The 17,350-nt window shown below is 65.6% G+C and carries 7 protein-coding genes; all 7 read right to left on the bottom strand.

Annotated elements, in window-relative coordinates; genetic code table 11:
- Positions 1–34: 34 nt before the first annotated feature.
- Positions 35–1,006 (bottom strand): AAA family ATPase, encoded by a 972-nt coding sequence (locus QFZ36_RS19610; RefSeq protein ID WP_306638778.1) that lies wholly within the window; start codon positions 1,004–1,006, stop codon positions 35–37.
- A gap of 64 nt (positions 1,007–1,070) precedes the next feature.
- Positions 1,071–7,193 carry an Ig-like domain-containing protein gene (locus QFZ36_RS19605; protein ID WP_306638776.1) on the bottom strand — a complete coding sequence of 2,041 codons (6,123 nt, stop codon included), beginning with the start codon at positions 7,191–7,193 and terminating at the stop codon, positions 1,071–1,073.
- A gap of 157 nt (positions 7,194–7,350) precedes the next feature.
- Positions 7,351–13,395, bottom strand: a complete 6,045-nt coding sequence (locus QFZ36_RS19600) for an Ig-like domain-containing protein (protein WP_444964487.1) — start codon at positions 13,393–13,395, stop codon at positions 7,351–7,353.
- 239 nt (positions 13,396–13,634) lie between these two features.
- On the bottom strand, positions 13,635–14,759 hold the full coding sequence (locus tag QFZ36_RS19595) for an adenylate/guanylate cyclase domain-containing protein (RefSeq protein ID WP_306638773.1): 1,125 nt from the start codon (positions 14,757–14,759) through the stop codon (positions 13,635–13,637).
- A complete protein-coding gene (locus QFZ36_RS19590; RefSeq protein ID WP_306638771.1) occupies positions 14,749–15,348 on the bottom strand; it encodes a PH domain-containing protein in 600 nt (199 codons plus the stop codon). The genes QFZ36_RS19595 and QFZ36_RS19590 overlap by 11 nt, the downstream gene beginning before the upstream one ends.
- On the bottom strand, positions 15,341–16,249 hold the full coding sequence (locus tag QFZ36_RS19585) for a biotin--[acetyl-CoA-carboxylase] ligase (protein WP_306638769.1): 909 nt from the start codon (positions 16,247–16,249) through the stop codon (positions 15,341–15,343). Before QFZ36_RS19585 ends, QFZ36_RS19590 begins: the two co-directional genes overlap by 8 nt.
- Before the next feature lie 74 nt (positions 16,250–16,323).
- A complete protein-coding gene (locus tag QFZ36_RS19580) occupies positions 16,324–17,211 on the bottom strand; it encodes an SDR family oxidoreductase (RefSeq protein ID WP_306638768.1) in 888 nt (295 codons plus the stop codon).
- Positions 17,212–17,350: the final 139 nt, after the last annotated feature.

Raw genomic sequence — 17,350 nt, 5'->3', positions numbered from 1 at the left:
CGATGGGTGGAGTGGTGGCCGCTTGGTGCGGCGGTCAGGCGTTGGTGCGCTGTTGCGGCGCAGCCACATCCGCCAGGATGCGGGCCAGGACGGCTTCAGGGGTAGCGCCGGAGAACTCCGCTTCCGGGTCCATCACGAAACGATGGGTCCACACCACGGGGGCGAGTTCCTTGACATCGTCCGGGAGGACGAAGTTCCGGCCCTGGGAGGCGGCCCAGACCTTCGCCGCCCGCACCATGGCCAGGGCACCGCGCACGGACACCCCCAACCGGGTTTCCGGTGCGCTGCGGGTCTCTTCGCAGAGCCGGGAAATGTATTCCAGGACCGCGGTGTCCACATGGGCGGTGGCGGCAAGGTCAGCCATGTCCGCCACAGCCTGGGTGGTGATGACGGCGGTGAGTTCCTGGGAGCGGTCCTTCAGGTTCGAGCCGCCCAGGAGCCGGACGGTGGACGCGTGGTCCGGGTATCCGATGGACGTCTTGATCAGGAATCTGTCCAGCTGTGCCTCCGGCAGCCGGTAGGTGCCGGCCTGTTCGATAGGGTTCTGGGTGGCCATCACCATGAAGGGGCGCCCGGCGGAGTAGGTGACGCCGTCCACCGTGACGCGGGATTCCTCCATGACCTCCAGCAGTGCCGACTGGGTCTTGGGCGAAGCCCGGTTGATTTCGTCAGCAAGGACGATGTTGTTGAAGATGGGGCCCTTGTGGAACTCGAACTTCTGCGTCTTCTGGTCGTAGATGGTGACGCCGGTGACGTCCGAGGGCAGAAGATCCGGGGTGAACTGGATGCGGTTGTTCGAGCCTTGAACCGTAGCCGCCAGTGCCCGGGCCAGAGACGTCTTGCCCGTACCGGGGGCGTCTTCAAACAGGACGTGCCCCTCGGCAAGCATGGCGGTGAAGGTCAGCCGGATGACGTGCTCCTTGCCCAGGACAGCGTGCCCCACGTTGGCGACCAGCTTGTCGAAGGTGTCTGCAAACCAGGCGGCCTGCTCGGTGGTCATGGTCATGGAGTAAGTCCTTTACTAATCGTGCGGAATACGTGAAATGGATGCGGAGGGACTGCTGGGACGATCAGCACCGGGGAACGTCCGGACCGCTGATGTCGATCGTGGCGCGCTTGACGTACCAGCCGGGCCAAGGACCGTTTTCCATGCGGTACCACTTGTAGTAGCCCGGGTCCGATTCCGGCGAACCGTAGATGTTCATCCAGCAGGAACTGTCGATCCAGCCGTCCGAGAAGGAAACCCAGTTCGCATCGCTGGAACCGCAACGGGCGTCTCCGTTGACGTTGCTGTACCTGTCTGGAACGCCCGGCTTCCCCGGGCAACTGTTGACCGTCGAAGCCTCGACACGGACCTTGGTGGGGGCCGGAGGTGGCGTCGGGTCGGCACCGGACGTGGAGGTTGCAGGTCCCCCAATGGCGCCATCCACCACCGTCACGGCCCGGACGCGCAACCTGTGGGTCTGGCTCCATCCGCCGGCGCCGGCGTCGAAGCTGGTCGCCTTGCCCACGCTCTGCCAGCCGCCGCCGTCCATGCTGACCTCATACCGGTTGAGCGGCCGGCCGTTGGTGTTCGGGTTGTTCCAGCTCCAGTGCACCTGCCCATCGCCCTTGGGGGACGTCATGCCGTTCACGTTGGGCGCGTTCGGCGGCCCGTACGGGTTGCCGGTGCCAATGGTCTGGGCGTCGCCGGACACGTTGTTCTTGGTGGACGTGGCGATGATGGTGATGGTCACGTCTGTTCCGTTGGGCAGGCCGTTGATGTTGCCGCCCGGGGCGTTGATGGGTCCGGACTGGCCGCTGGAGGCGCGGTAGGAGTAGGCGATCTCACCGGCCGTGGACCCATTGCGCTGGGCCTCGGTCAGCGGCGTAAATGTCACCTTGAGCTGGCCGCTGGTTCCGGTGTCGGCTACTGTCCCGCTGCTCACCTGGCCCGGCTTGCCGGCCGCCCGGATGGCGGCGGACTGCGCGCTGGTGCCGCTGGTGCCTGCTTTGTTGGTGGCCGAAACCGTGAAGGTGTAATTGGTCTCGGAGTTGTCCACAGTCACGTTCTGGGTGGTGCCGGCCACCTGCTGGGTGGACACTACCGTGCCACCGCGGAGGGTGGTCAGCGTGTAGGCCGAGACCGCATCGCCATTGTTGTTCGGGGCCGTCCAGGAGACCTTCAGCTGGGTTGTGGCGCCCAGGGATTTGTCCTGTACAGCGGTGGGCGCGGCCGGAGTGGCCGGCACGCCCGCGGGCACCTCCGCCGCAGAGTAGGGGCTCCACTCGGACGGGTCTTTGGCATCGTTGCGGGCCAGGACCCGGACCTTGTAGGAGACGCCATTCTGCAGCCCCTTCCACACGTAGCTGACGGCCGTGAGGTTCTGGATCTGCCCGTTCTGGCCCGGCGGGGCAGGCGAAATTTCCAGGTCGTAGGACTTGACCGGCGAGCCCTTGCTGGCCGGTGCAGTCCAGTTGATGGACAGCTGTTTGTCGCCAAACTTCAGGGTGGGCGCCAAAGGGGTATCCGGCTTGACGTCCGGCCGCACCTCCGCGGAGGCCGGGGACTTGTCCGATTCGCCGAATTCGTTGGTTGCCGTCACCTGGAAGTGGTACGTGGTGTTGTTGACCAGTCCGGTCAGGGTGCACGTGTTCGCCGGGCAGTCCTGCCGGAAACCGGCTTCGCCGTAGACGGTGTACTTAGTGATGGAAGAACCGCGATCTGCCGGAGCGGACCAGTTCAGCAATGCCGTCTGGTCCCCCACGCTCTGAGCCTGGGGCGTGGTGGGCGCCAACGGCTCGTCCTTGACTGTAAGCCGGATACGGGCCGTGGCATTGCGGGAATCGTCCCCGGTCTTGTCCGCCACGGTGTAGGCCACAACCAGGGTGCCGGTGAAGCCGGCTGACGGCGTCACAGTTATCGAATCGCCGGAAACTGCCGCACTCCCCTGTCCGGTTTCGGTCGCAGCCGAGATGATCTTCAGCGCGGTTTCCGGGAATGGGTTGGCGTCGTTGGCCAGCACGTTGACGGTGACCCGCTTTCCGGCGGCGGCGTTGGGCTCGAGGTCATCGTTCGCCACCGGCTTGGGCCGGTTGGAGGCGGTCACGCCCAGCTGGAACGTTGCGGTGGCCTCGAGCCCGCGTGGGTCCCGTGCCTTGACCTGGACCGTGCCGGCGGTCCCAGTGGCAGTTGCCGCGTCGACGGACGTTTTAAGGGTCTTCCCATCTATCCGGGCGTTAAAGCCGGCCGGGCTGCCACCCAGCAGTTCGTACTTCATGTTGTCCACGTCGTCCCGGTCCGGGTCGGATGTCAACCTGCCCAGGTTCAGGTCCGCCGATTCACCCTTCGGGACGTCCACGCTGGCGCCCAGGAGCTCCGGCGGGTTGTTCTTGTTGGGGTCCGGCAGCACCCTGGTGCGGATGCTGAGGGTCGACTTCAGGCCGGCAGGATCGTCCGGGCCGGTTCCGTCCGTCACCTCGAAGGTGAGCGAACCGGGGCCCACATAGTCTGCACCGGCCGTGTACTTCAGGCCCGTGCCGCCACCGGTCACGGGATCGCTCCCGTCGGCACCGATGAGCTTGATCCGGTCGGCCTGGGTCAGCCGCGGCGAGCGGTCCTCCCGGACCTTCACCCACTCGTCCAAGTCCACGTCCACGGACTGCCCGGCGATGACCTCAACAACTTCATCCTTGGCCAGGGTGGGAACCTGCTGGCCGAGGCCCGGCACCCAGATGACCGCCGTCGACTGCTGGCCGTCCACATCCTCCACCGCGTACGGGATGAGCTGCGGCTGCTCGGTCAGGTCCACGATCACGTTGCCGTCCGCCCCGGGCCGGGCCGTGGTGGCATCGGTGCTGATCTTGAGGTTCTCGCCTACACCGTCGGGATCTTCATCATTCTTGAGCACGGGAACGTCCACGGCGGTCTTCCCCATGGTCTGGGCGGACGTCACCCTGTCGTCACGGGCGATAGGCGCTTTGAGCGGAACCTCGTTGTCCACCACCACGCGGATAGCGGCTTGGGCGGAAGCGTCACGGTCATCGGCGATGGTGTAGCGGACGTTGACCGTTCCGGCCTCGCCCGGGGCCAGCAGGACGATCCGGCCGCTGGTTTTGCTCACCGTGGCCTGCAGCGCGGCATCTGCCTCGACGCCGTCCGTCAGGATGCGGATGAGGTCGCCGTCGGGGTCGGTGTCGTTGCCGGTGGCGTCGACGGCGATCTGGCGGCCCGGGCGGACCCGCACCTCGTCGTCCACGGGGGTGGGTTTCTGGTTGGCCTCGCCGCGCGGAGCGATGCCCACGGTCACGGTGCCGGTGTTGACGGCGCCCTGCCGGTCCACCACCTTATAGCGGAACGTATCCGTCCCGGCGCCGTTACCGGCGGCCGTGAAGTCGATGAAGTTGCTGCCGACGGTCGCCATGCCCATCGCGGGTGTGCTGTCGATGCCGGTCAGCTGCACCGAATCGCCGTCAGGATCGATGCCGTCCAGCGGGACAGGAATGCGGACCGTGCCGGCAGCGACAACGCGGGCGGTGAGGTTGCGCGGCTGCGGCCGGGAGTTCTGGGCGCCCTCGAGCGGCAGGATGTGGATGGTCACCGCTGCTGCGCTCTTCTGGCCCTGCGGATCAACCGCGTTGTAGATGGCACGGACCGTCTTGGGCTGGCTGCCGGCGATGAAGCGGAGGGTGTTCTCGGAAACGAAGCTCTCCCCGTCCAACGGATCCACGCCCTGGGGCAGCACCGGGTCTACGCCCAGTTCCTGGCCCTGGGGATGGGTGTCGTTTTCCAAAACGGGAATGGTGACGACGTCGTTGACCCGGACGTTCACTTCGTCCGGCTTGGGCTGGGGTGCTTCCACGACGGCGGGGGCCGGTACAGGCACCACCGAGACGCTGCCGGTGGCCGACTTCCTGCCGTTGGACATGGTGTATTCGAAGAGGATCGGGTCCTTGGTTCCGAGGATGTCGGTGATGCGCAGGACGCCGTGGTTGATCACGCTCACGGACGCCGTCGAATTGTCCGGCATCTTTACCGACTGGAGCACCAGGACGCCGCCGGACGGATCGGAGTCGTTGGCCAGGGGGTCCAGCAGCACGCTGCCCCCAGTGGGCATCAAAGCCACGTCATGGACGGCAACGGGGTCGCCGGTATCGTCCCCGGACTCGACGTCCACGCGGATCAGCCCCTGGCTGCTCTGCGGCCCGTTGCTGGCGATATAGGTGAGGTAGACGGGCCCGGGGGTGGTGCTGCGGAAGGTGAAGGTGCCGCCGTCAGTGACAGGACCGAGCTCAGCGGGGCCGTTGGCTTCCACCTGGGCCAGGCGGAGGGCGCCGCCGTTGGGGTCGACGTCGTTCTTCAGCGGTGAAACCACCAGGTCCTGGCCGACCACGGCGGTGACATGGTCGGCGTTGACCACGGGTGCCAGGGCTCCCGGGGGCTGGACGTTGACCACCACTTTTCCGGTGACGGTATCGCGGCCGTCCCAGATAGTGACTTCCACGTTTTTCTTGCCGGCGGTTGCCCCGGAGTCCTGGAAGGTCAGCAGACCGTCGCGGCGCACCTTGACCTGGTCCTGGTCATTGTCGGCTTTTGCCTCCAGGAGGACAAGGTCGTCGCCGTCGGGGTCAACCCAGTCCGTGAGGATGTCCTGGCTGACGGTCTTGCCCTGCTCCACAAGCATGGTGGTGTTGTCGCCGCGCTTGAACTGGGGCGGCTTGTTCTGGTCTGGGGCCATCACGCTGAGCGTCACCTGCCCGGTGGCGGAAAGGCCGCGGCCGTCGGAGGCGCTGTAGCTGAACGTTTCGGTACCGGCTTTGGCATCAGGCGGGACGGAAATCTGGAAGGCGGTACCGCCGTAGATGTTTTCCAGGCTTCCGGCCCGGGGTCCGGAGGCCCCCACCGCGGCGGTGAGGACGTCGCCGTCGGGGTCCGAGTCGTTGTCCAGGACGCTGAGGATGGTGGTGCGTCCGGGGCGCACGCCGACGGCGTCTGGCTTGGTTTCCGGCGGACGGTTGGGTTTGGTGCGGTCCGGCAGGACGTTGATGGTGTTGTTGTCTGCGGATTCCTGGTCCTGTCCGTCGGATTCGTTCTTGGGCGGGATGACGTCGTCCCAGTTGTTGACCAGCTGCATGTTCTGGTTCACCAGCCACACATTGCCCGAATTCACATCGTTCAGGACCACCAGGTCCCGGTTCACCCGGAACACATACAACGGCGACGCACTCGCCTTGGGAACGTCCACGTTCTTGTCGTCCACGTCGTTCGTGCAGTCACGGACGTACTTGTTCACCCCCGACCAGGCCGCGTGGACACACCCGCCCAACTGGACAGGCGCAGCCGGCACGCCTTCGCCGTCGAACGCCACCGTTTTCGCCGTGCCGCCGTCGAGGGGCTGCTTCAACAACGCCTTCTGCGTGGAAATTGCGACAAAGTCACTGGTCGCACCGCCCTGCTGCAGCCTGGCCTCGCGGGCATTATCCAACTGCAGCCGCTTGCCGCCCGGCAACAACAGCTTCCCCGCCGCCGCATCCAGAACCACCGGCTTATCCCCCACCACCGTGATCTGCAGATCCCCGCCACCCTTCAGCTCCGCCCAGGTCTCAGACTCCGAGGACGTCACCGCACCATCGGCATCAACACCCGTCACCGTCACCACACCGGACTTCGGATCCGCCGAGTAGATCCGGTCATCCCCGCCAACCGCTGAAACAATGCCTTCCGAACCCACCAGCACCGGCTCGGACGCTTCCTCATCAAACCCGTTAACCGTGGACGGCGACACCGCCCACACCTTCCCCGAAGCAGCATCAGTCACCGAAATCACCCCGGAACCAAAACTCACATCAGCGGCCCCCGGCAACTGCTTATCCCCGCCCAGCCGCATATTCGCAGGAGACACCTGGTTCAGCGTCGAACCAGACTCATCATCCACAAACACCTCCCCCGCATCCTGCAGGATGTCGAACGTCGTCGACGCCGGCGTCACCGCCCCATCCAGGACCCGCGAAGGATAATTCAACCGCCCCACCGCATTCCTGGACTTCGACACCACCCACACACCGCCATCGTTCAACTCCACCTCAGCGGTCTTAAACCCCGGATACAACACAGCACCCGTCACCACCACAGCAACGGCGGCACCAAACGCAGTGCCGGTGACGATTTTTTTGTGGCGCCTCTTGAGACCCAGCTTCCCCAGCAGAGTTGTCACGGCTTTTCTGTTCCCCTGAAGTTTGTGGCGGCCCCCCGGCCGAACCGTCCAGCGACCCGGTACCGGGCTCCCTGTTCCCGCGCCAGCCTACCCAAGCGTGGCCGGGGTCGCGATGGGCAGCGCTCCCCCACGGCCTCACCTGCGGCCACGTCCGTGATCAGCATTGCGGGATCCCGTGGCCCTCGGGCTCACCCAACGTGGTGTTGCCCACCTGGACGGTACGGCCCACGAAACGGCCGTCGGGATGGGAATTGATGCGGTACCACTTGTACGTACCGCGGGCGTCGGGCACTGTACGCCACATGTAGCAGTTGACTGTGAAAGACGGACCTGAGCCGTAGATCCAGGGATAGTCGCGGACGACACCGTCGCAGGTATGTTCCGCGCCCGCCGGCGACCTCCATGAGGTTTGGCCTGAGGCAGGCGCGTCCGTGCACGTGCGGTAGCCAACGATCGAGTTGTCCCAATTAGTCTTGGCCGGCCCGGATCTGGCAGTCGCCCCGGCAACGGTTCCGCCGGTACCCATGGAGTTCACGGTCTGCACCTGGATCGAGTGAGGTTCGTCAAAGCCTCCGGTGTTCACCGTCCGGCTTCCCGAGGCCGCGACCCTTTCCCAGCCCCGGCCGTCAATGTTGATCTGTGTATAGGCGACGTCGTTCGTCGCCGTCGATGGCGAGGTCCAGCTGAAGCTCAATGACTTCTGGTTCTGTCCGCCGTCCTGGCCGGACGCGGAGGGCGTGCCCGGGGAACCGTAAGGCGTGGCGTTAGCGGGGGCGCTGGCGTTTGAACTTGGCGCCACGCTTGAGTTGGCCACCACAGTGATGGAGGTGGCCGTACCGTTCGTGAAACCACCCACAGTCTGCCCGGGCCGGATGGGACCGCTCTGGCCGCTGCTGGCGTTGTAGGTGTAGCTGACCTCGCCATACGCCGAACCGTTGCGTTCAGCCGCTGTCAGTTCCTTGAAGTTGATGGTCAGCTGGCGCCCGGCCCCTGCAGTGTCGGCAGGGGTGGCACTCACCCCTGAGACCTGGCCCAGCTTGCCGGTGGCCCGCCGGGGCGCGGAATTGGGGCTGACAGCCCCCTTGCCTGCCTTGTTCTCGGCCTGGACCGTGAACGTGTACTCAGCTTCGGAGTTGTTCGCCGTGAAGTTGGCCGTGCGCACGGTGCCCGCGATGGTCTGGGTCTGCGGTGCCCCGCCGCCACCGGCCATAGTGACGTAGTAGTTCCTGATTGCGTCCCCGTTGGTATCGGGTTCGGTCCAGTTCACCCGCAACTGGTTGGTGGTTCCGACGGAGGAGGCCACGGCTGAGGTCGGCGCCGCCGGTGCAGCCGGCACCCCGGCCGGGTTGTCTTCGGAGGAGTAAATCCCCCAGTCGGACGGGCCCAGTTCGTTGACTGCCTGGGCGCGCACCTTGTAACGCACGCCGTTTGTCAGGCCGGGCCAGGTGTAGGTCAGGCCGGTCACGCCGTTCTTCACGGCGACGCCGCCGGCAGGCGGCGGCGAGATCTCCAGGTTGTAGCTCCTGACGGCCGAGCCCTCGGTCCTGGCAGCTGCCCAGTTGATGACCATGTTGGTGTCGCCGGCCTTCACCGTGGGCGCCTCGGGCGGGGACGGCTTTTCGTCGGGGCGGATTTCGTTGGACTGCGCAGACGGCTGGGAGTCGCCGACCTCGTTGGTGGCAATCACCGTGAAGACATACTTCACGTCGTTGGTGAGCCCGCTGAGCGTGCAGGTGGTGGTGGCGCACTTTTGCTCGAAGCCGTTGTTGGACCGGACCGTGTATCCGGTGATCGTTGCCCCGTTATCCGACGGCGGGGCCCACTTGAGCACCGCAGTCCGGCTGCGCACATCTGTGGCGGTGGGAGCCGAGGGCGCGTCCGGCTTGTCCCGGACCGTGATCCTGACGCGGCCGTTCGCCTGGCGGGAGGGGTCGTCGGTCTTGTCCGAGACGGTGTAGCGGAGCACCAAAACACCCTTGAATCCCTCGGCGGGCGTCACCGTGACGGAATCTCCGCTACTGACCGGCTGCCCGGCGGCGGAGCCCGTTTCGACACTGACCGAAACGATCTTCAGCGGGGTGTCGCTGAAGGGATTGAAGTCGTTGGCAAGGACGTTGATCGTCTCCGCCCGGCCGGCGTTTGCCTTGTCGATAGCGTCTTCACTGGCTGTGGGGAGCGGCCTGTTGGAGGCTACAACGGTGGCCGTTACCGAAGCCTTGACCGGTTCCGAGCGGCCGTCCGTGACCTTCAGCGGGATGCTTCCCCTACGGCCCGCGGACAAGCCCGCTGCGGCACTGACTTTGAGCGTCTGCCCCTCAATGGTTGCGGTAAAGCCTTCGGGCGTAGTCCCGTCCAACTCAAATTTGAGCTTCTCCTGGTCTCCGGCGTCCACGTCCGTGGCCAGGTTGCCCAGTTCCAGGCTGGCCGTTTCGGCCTTCGGCACCTCAAGGTCGGTTCCGCTGAATGTGGGCTCATGGTTTGCTGCCGGGTCCGGGATCACCCGGGTGATGATGGTCAGGGTGGATTTCAGGCCCTGCGGATCTTCCGGGCCGGACCCGTCCGTCACTTCGAACGTCACGGAGCCCGGGCCCACGTAGTCCTTGAGCGCCGCGTAGCGCAGGGCGTCGCCGTTTCCGGCGATGACGTTCCGGGTGTCAGCGCCCTGGACGCGGACCTTGTCCGCCTGCGTGATCTGGGGTGAACGCCCTTCGCGGACCTTAACGTACTCACTGAGGTCGAGGTTGATTTCCTTGCCGGCCATCACTTCCACGACGTCGGTGCGGGCCAGGGTGGGGTGCTGTTCACCTTGGCCGGGCACCCAGATGACCGCCGTGGCGCTCTGGCCGTCAACGTCGGTGACGGTGTAGGGGACCAACTGGTCTCCCGGCGCGAGGCTGACCACAACGTTGCCGTCGCCGCTCAGGCGCGCATTCGGGTTGCCGTCCGGCAGGCTGATCTTCAGATCCGCGGCCACGCCGTCGGGGTCCGAATCGTTCTTCAGGACCGGCACGTCAACGGCGGACTTGCCCAGCGTCTCAGCTGGAGAGATGACATCGTCCTTCGCCAGCGGAGCCTTGAGGGCGGCGTCGGGGCTGACCCTGACACGGATCACTGCACCGCCCTGGGCTTTTTTGTCGTCCTGGATCTTGTAACTGACGTTCGCATTGCCGGCGGTGCCGGGAGCTGTGAGCACTACCCTGCCGTCAGCAGTGTCGACGCCAAGTTCAGCCGGGGCTTCGAGGGCGTTGGAGACGAGCCCGATGGGGTCGCCGTCGGGGTCTGAATCGTTGCTGAGTGCGTCGACGGCGATCTTGCGTCCAGGTCGGACGTCAACGGAATCGTCCACGGCGATGGGTTTCTGGTTGTTGGCTTCGGGAGGTGCGATCCCCACAATCACCGTGCCGGTGTTCTCGGCGCTGATCCGGTCCCGGACGCGGTACGTGAAGGTATCTGTCCCGGCCGCCGTGCCCGTTGCGGTGAATTCGAGGTAGCCGTCCTTGGCCACGGCCGTGCCCATGGCGGGGGCTTTGTCCACCCCGATCAGCTGTACGGAATCGCCGTCCGAATCGATGCCGTCCAACGGCACCGGGATCCGGACCACCATTCCGGAGACCACACGGGCGGTGAGGTTCTTCGGCTCCGGACGGGTGTTCCGCTCGTCGTCGCGGGCGCGGATGCGGATGGTCACCTGTTGTGAATCCGACTGGCCGGATTCGTTGGTCACCTTGTAAATCGCGTAGACGGTCTTGGGCACGTCTCCGGCGATGAAGCGCAGCGTGTCGCCGGCCTGGAACATCCGTCCGTCGGCCTCGTCGGGCTTCTGTGCCAACGCCGGCTCAAGCGCGAGCTTTCCGCCGTTGGGGTCGGAGTCGTTCTCGAGGACAGGGATGGTCACCACGTCTCCCACCCGGACCGACACTTCATCCGGTTTCGCTTGCGGAGCCTGGAGCTTTGCCGGGGCCGGAACCACCAGGACTGCGATGTCGCCGCTGGCCGAGGACTTGCCGTTCGAGATCGTGTACTTGACGTTAAGTTGGCCCTGCGCGCGGATGTCCGTAATCCGGATCACTGAGTGGTCCAGCACAGAAAAATTGACCGGCAACCCGTCAGCAGCAGTGACGGACTGCACCACCAGCACCCCGCCGGAGGGGTCCGAGTCGTTGCCGAGGACGTCCACCAGCACGGTTCCGCCGCTGGGCAGCAGTGCTACGTCGCGCACCGCCACGGGGGCGCTGTCCCCGTCCCCGGAAACCACGTCCACCCGGACCAGCTGCTGCGCGCTGGCGGGGCCGTTGGTCACCAGGTACGCCACGTAATGGGAGCCCACGGATGCGGAGTTGAAGGTGAAGGTCTGCTGGTCCGCCCCCATGGTGGCTGTGGAGTTGCCGTCCGGGGTGACTTGGGCGAGGCGGAGCGCACCCCCTTGCGGGTCCGAGTCGTTCTTCAGTGGTGCAATCACCGTGTCGACGCCTGCGACGGCCACCACGTGGTCCGCATTTGCGACCGGCGGCAACCCGCCGGGGCCGCGCACGTCTACCGTCACCTTGCCTTCCGTAGTGGACTCGCCGTCGGAAACCGTCATGGTGACCACCTTGCGGCCGGGCTCAGTGCCGGCGTCCTGGAAGGTGAGCAGTCCGTCGGGCCGGACTTTGACCTGGTCCCGAGGATCGCTGCCCGTAGCGGCGACTACATACAGATCGTCGCCGTCGGGATCGATCCAATCGGTGAGGATGTTCTGGGTGACACTTTTGCCGGCCTGCACCACCAGGGTGGTATTGCGGTTCGGCTTCTGCCGCGGGGCCGAGTTCTCCCCCGGCGGCACGATATTGAGCGTGACGTCGGAGGAAGCGCTCAGGCCCCGGCCGTCGTCCACCGTGTATTTGAAGGTCTCGGACCCGGTTTTGTCCGAAGGGACGCTGACCTGGAAGCCGGTGGAACCGTAGATCGGGGCAAGGACACCGGACCTGATCGGATCGGGGGCACGCACGGTGAGGATATCGCCGTCGGGGTCGGTGTCGTTGTCAAGGACGGGCAGTATCACAGTCCTGCCTGCACGTACCCCGAAAGTGTCGGGTTTGGGCACGGGGGCGCTGTTGGGTTTGGTGCGGTCCGGCAGCACGGTCTGCTGGACTTCGTCGGCGGAGTCCTTGTCGGCGTCGTCGGATGTTTCCTTGGGCGGGATAACGTCGTCCCAGTTGTTGACCAGCTGCATGTTCTGGTTCACCAGCCACACATTGCCCGAATTCACATCGTTCAGCACCACCAGGTCCCGGTTCACCCGGAACACATACAACGGCGACGCACTCGCCTTGGGAACGTCCACGTTCTTGTCGTCCACGTCGTTCGTGCAGTCACGGACGTACTTGTTCACCCCCGACCAGGCCGCGTGGACACACCCGCCCAACTGGACAGGCGCAGCCGGCACGCCTTCGCCGTCGAACGCCACCGTTTTCGCCGTGCCGCCGTCGAGGGGCTGCTTCAACAACGCCTTCTGCGTGGAAATTGCGACAAAGTCACTGGCCGCACCGCCCTGCTGCAGCCTGGCCTCGCGGGCATTATCCAACTGCAGCCGCTTGCCGCCCGGCAACAACAGCTTCCCCGCCGCCGCATCCAGAACCACCGGCTTATCCCCCACCACCGTGATCTGCAGATCCCCGCCACCCTTCAGCTCCGCCCAGGTCTCAGACTCCGAGGACGTCACCGCACCATCGGCATCAACACCCGTCACCGTCACCACACCGGACTTCGGATCCGCCGAGTAGATCCGGTCATCCCCGCCAACCGCTGAAACAATGCCTTCCGAACCCACCAGCACCGGCTCGGACGCTTCCTCATCAAACCCGTTAACCGTGGACGGCGACACCGCCCACACCTTCCCCGAAGCAGCATCAGTCACCGAAATCACCCCGGAACCAAAACTCACATCAGCGGCCCCCGGCAACTGCTTATCCCCGCCCAGCCGCATATTCGCAGGAGACACCTGGTTCAGCGTCGAACCAGACTCATCATCCACAAACACCTCCCCCGCATCCTGCAGAATGTCGAACGTCGTCGACGCCGGCGTCACCGCCCCATCCAGGACCCGCGAAGGATAATTCAACCGCCCCACCGCATTCCTGGACTTCGACACCACCCACACACCGCCATCGTTCAACTCCACCTCAGCGGTCTTAAACCCCGGATACAACACAGCACCCGTCACCACCACAGCAACGGCGGCACCAAACGCAGTGCTGCCAATGAGCCGTCGCGAACGGAAGTGTCCGCCAGACGTTGCCGGCCTGTTTGAGCGCGCGGGTCTGCGAAATTTCACGATGTTGTTTCCCCCAGTAAGGCTCCGGCAGAGCCGGTTTCCGGCATGCGGTGGCCGGGTGTATTCCGACTATATCGGCATTCACCATCAATTGGATAAACTCTTTGCTTACCTTTTACGGGCCGCTGTCAGTCCAGGACGAGCCCCTTGCCCAGGCCGCGGGTGAGGCGGACGGGCAGAATCTCGCCGAAGCCGCGGACGTTCTCGGCAGGCCGGGGCACCATCACAAAACGCTCATCATGCTCCAGGGCCGATGCCGTCATGGAGTCCACCAGCACGGTTCCCGGATCCGCGAGCGACGTCAGCCGCGCCGCCAGGTTCACGGTGGGCCCGTAGATGTCCCCGAGCCGGGACAGGATCCTGCCCCACACCATGGCCACCCTGGCTTCCGGCAGGATCTCATCCTCGGTGAAGGCTTGGGCCAGCGCGAGCGAAATTTCCGCTCCAGCGGCGGGAGTTTCTGCAATGTAGAGGACTTCGTCGCCCACGGTCTTAACAAGGCGTCCACCGCCCACTGAAATGATTTCGGCGCATTTGTTCTCGAAGCGCTGCACCATGCGGGCCAGTGTTTTCTCGTTCATGCGCCGGGACAGGCTGGTGTAGGAAACCAGGTCCGCGAAGCCGACGGCGCGGGCCAACGGCAGCGGGGCGTCATCTTCGTCACCCTCGCGGCCTTCTTCGCTTGCCTGCAGCCCGGCCTCGGCGCGGACCGCCAGCCGCTGGACACCGGCGTTGAGCTGGCGCCGCCAGGAGTAGACGAGCATTTCCTCCAAGGCGTCCACCAGGGCGGGAAGCTCGTTGACCAGGCGCTTGCGGGCCACGGCGTCCGTGACGCCCTGCTCGTGCACCATGTCCTCCACCAATGCCTCGATCTGCCACACCACCATGCGGTCCGTCATCTGCCCGATAGAGCGTGTGACGGAGATGGCTGCCTCCTCCGTTAGCTTGCCGGAACGGACCAGGTCCACCACGGTGGAGAGGGCCGCCTGGTCGCGTTCGGTGAAGGCAACATCCTCGTCCCCGAAGTTGGGGAAGCCCAGGGCGCGCCACAGTTTGCGCGCAGACAGCAGGGACAACCCTGCACCGGCAGCGACTTCGCGGCGGCGGAGCTTGCGTTCCCCGCCCAGCAGCCGGGACTCCAGTGCCTTCATGGCGAGCCGCTCGGCGGACATGGTCCCGGTGGGAGGGTGGGCGTCTGCCGCCGGAGCGGGCGCGATGGATCCGACGCGTTCCTGCTGGTCCTCATCGTTCATCCAATCCACCTTCTCTCATTTCCCACGGCAAAACTCCGGCAGGGTAATCCGTTGGCCCGCCGGGCTGGACATCCGGTTCGTCCGGCAGGTCCTCGATCGCATCGAGGATGAAATCCCGGAACCTGGCTACCTCCGGCACGTCCGGGAACGTCACCACAGACTGATATCCGGCTTCCAAGGATATATTCCCCGAGCGGAAGAGTCGTTGCAGGACCGATTCATGGACAGTCAGGTTGCGGACCGACGCCAGGTTCACTTGCTGGTCCCGCCGCTTCCACATCCCGGACCGGGCCACCAGCCTCCTGCTGGTCAGCGTGTACCGCGTCCCCTGCCAGCGCAGCAGCCGGGGCAGGCAGAAACCCAGCCACACGGCGGCAGCGGCCAGCACGCAACCGCCCACCAGCCAGGGGGTCCAGCGGCCGGAAAGCGCGGGAACTGCCCTCGCGGCGCCGCCGCGGATCAACCAGGCGGAACAAAAGGCAGCAACCGCCGGGGCGAGGATAAACGCAGCTGCAGCGCCGGCCAGCTGCCGCGGCTGCGGGCGGGTGGTCACAATGACCTGCTCGCCCGGCAGGAGGTTTTTACGCATAACCGCCTTGGCCGGCAGCATCCGGGGAAGTCCATGGCCGAAGATGCACCACGTCCCCGGCGGTGACCACATGTTCCCGGGAGTCCCGGTCCACCACCAGCAGCGAACCGTATTCGTCGAGCCGCGAAGCGTGGCCGATGATTTCGTGGTCTCCCGGAAGCTGGGCCCGCACCTGCTTGCCCAGGGTGACCATGACTGCCTCCACCCGCTTGTGCAGGGAAGCCCCGCCCGCCATCCCTGCCGCCGGGTCGCCGTCGGCGTTGCAGAAGCTGCGGTACAGCGCGGAAAAGTTTGAAAGGTAGCTTTTCAGGAGCACCGTGCGGTCCTCGGTCCGGGCGCCCTCCAGCACCACCGATGTGGCAGTGGGAACAGGCAGCTCACCGGCGGTGAGCGTGACGTTGAGGCCGGTGCCCAGGATGACCGGCGGCACCGAGCCGTCCACCATGGGGCCCAGCTGCGCCAGGATGCCGGCGATCTTCTTCCCCCGGACCAGGACATCGTTGGGCCACTTCAGTTCGGCGGGAATGCCGGCCGTTTCGAGGAGGGTTTCGCGCAGGGCCAGGGCCCCGATCAGTGACAACCAGGAGTAGCTTTGGGTGGGCAGCGGCCGCCCCTCGGCGTTGGCAGGTCGCAGGACAACCGATACCGAGAGGGAGCTCAGCGCCGGCGCTTCCCAGTGCCTGTCGAGCCGTCCGCGCGCCGCTGTCTGGTACTCGGCAGTGAGCACGGACAGATCCGGCCAGGCGGCGGGCTCCACTGTCACTGACCGCAGGAGGTCTGCATTGGTGGATCCGGTGGAGTCCACCACGTCAAGCCGGGGGATGCCGGTGGCGGACAGGAAGCGCTCGTCCGCCAGGTCCCTCCGGCTCAGGGGCGTACCGGGGGTGTGTGCGTCATCCATAGCTAAATCCTACCGAGCTAAATCTGCCGGCAGGCGACTGTCCCCTGCGGAAGCCGCCTAAGGGGAAGATGGCCCTAGAGGAAGATGTCCGGGACCAGCCCTTCCTCCGGGGCCCCCAGGCTGTAGGGACGGAAATCCGTCACTCCCGCCGCTGCCAGGACTTCCTCGTCCGTATAGAAATTGCCGCTCGCCGCACCGCCGGCCGCAAGGTTGGCTCCCGTGAGGACGGCATGGGCGGCATCAGCCATGATCTGGGGCCCGCGCGCCGCCTGGACCATCTGGTCCCCGTGCGGCATGTTTCGGATGGCTGCCGTGTCGATCAGGGTGCAGGGCCACAGCGAGTTAACACGGATCCCGTCTGCTTTCAACTCCTCCGCAAGCCCCAGCGTGGTGAGGCCCATCCCGTACTTGGCCATGGTGTAGGCCAGGTGTTTCCCGGCCCAGTGCGGATCAAGGTTCAGCGGCGGCGAGAGGGTCAGGACCTGCCCGGCAGTGGATGCGCGCAGCGCGGGAAGTGCCTGCTTGGACAGCAGGAACGTGCCCCGGACATTGATGTCCTGCATGAGGTCGTACCTTTTCATGTCCACAGCGTCGGTACGGGACAGGTCAATCGCGGAGGCATTGTTAATGACGACGTCGATGCTGCCAAAGCGGTCCACGGCAGCTGAAACAGCGCGCGCCACGTCGTCGTCGTTCCGGACGTCACCCACCAGGGGAAGTGCCTGCCCGCCGGCGGCCACCAATTGCTCCGCCGCGGTGTAGACCGTGCCCGCAAGCTTGGGGTGCGGCTCGCCGGTCTTGGCCATCAGCACGATGTTGGCGCCGTCCTGCGCTGCACGGACGGCGATGGCCAGCCCGATTCCGCGGCTTCCGCCGGAGATCAAGAGTGTACGTCCCCGCAGGGAACCGATGGCCTGGTAGGGGCTTGCCGGAGCTCCCGAAGCATCATTGCTCAAAGTCATGCAGCCACTCTAACGCAGTTATGTTACCGGCGAGTAACTTGCTGTCCCGGGCTGCGGCACGGCAGAAAATTGTAGGTTTTCTACAGCTGCCGGCACCAGAAGCGTCACTAGACTAGCCAGCAGGGTTCGGTCTTTGTGT

The organism is Pseudarthrobacter siccitolerans (assembly GCF_030823375.1).
GTDB lineage: Bacteria > Actinomycetota > Actinomycetes > Actinomycetales > Micrococcaceae > Arthrobacter > Arthrobacter siccitolerans_A.
The sequence above is the reverse complement of the archived record's forward strand: the minus strand, read 5'-3'. Positions and strand labels throughout refer to the sequence as shown.

What these genes read in the sequence shown, in the direction of transcription:
- QFZ36_RS19610 (WP_306638778.1), bottom strand. Translation starts at nt 1,006, where the DNA reads ATGACCATGACCACCGAGCAGGCCGCCTGGTTTGCAGACACCTTCGAC.
- QFZ36_RS19595 (WP_306638773.1), bottom strand. Translation starts at nt 14,759, where the DNA reads ATGAACGATGAGGACCAGCAGGAACGCGTCGGATCCATCGCGCCCGCT.
- QFZ36_RS19590 (WP_306638771.1), bottom strand. Translation starts at nt 15,348, where the DNA reads ATGCGTAAAAACCTCCTGCCGGGCGAGCAGGTCATTGTGACCACCCGC.
- QFZ36_RS19585 (WP_306638769.1), bottom strand. Translation starts at nt 16,249, where the DNA reads ATGGATGACGCACACACCCCCGGTACGCCCCTGAGCCGGAGGGACCTG.
- QFZ36_RS19580 (WP_306638768.1), bottom strand. Translation starts at nt 17,211, where the DNA reads ATGACTTTGAGCAATGATGCTTCGGGAGCTCCGGCAAGCCCCTACCAG.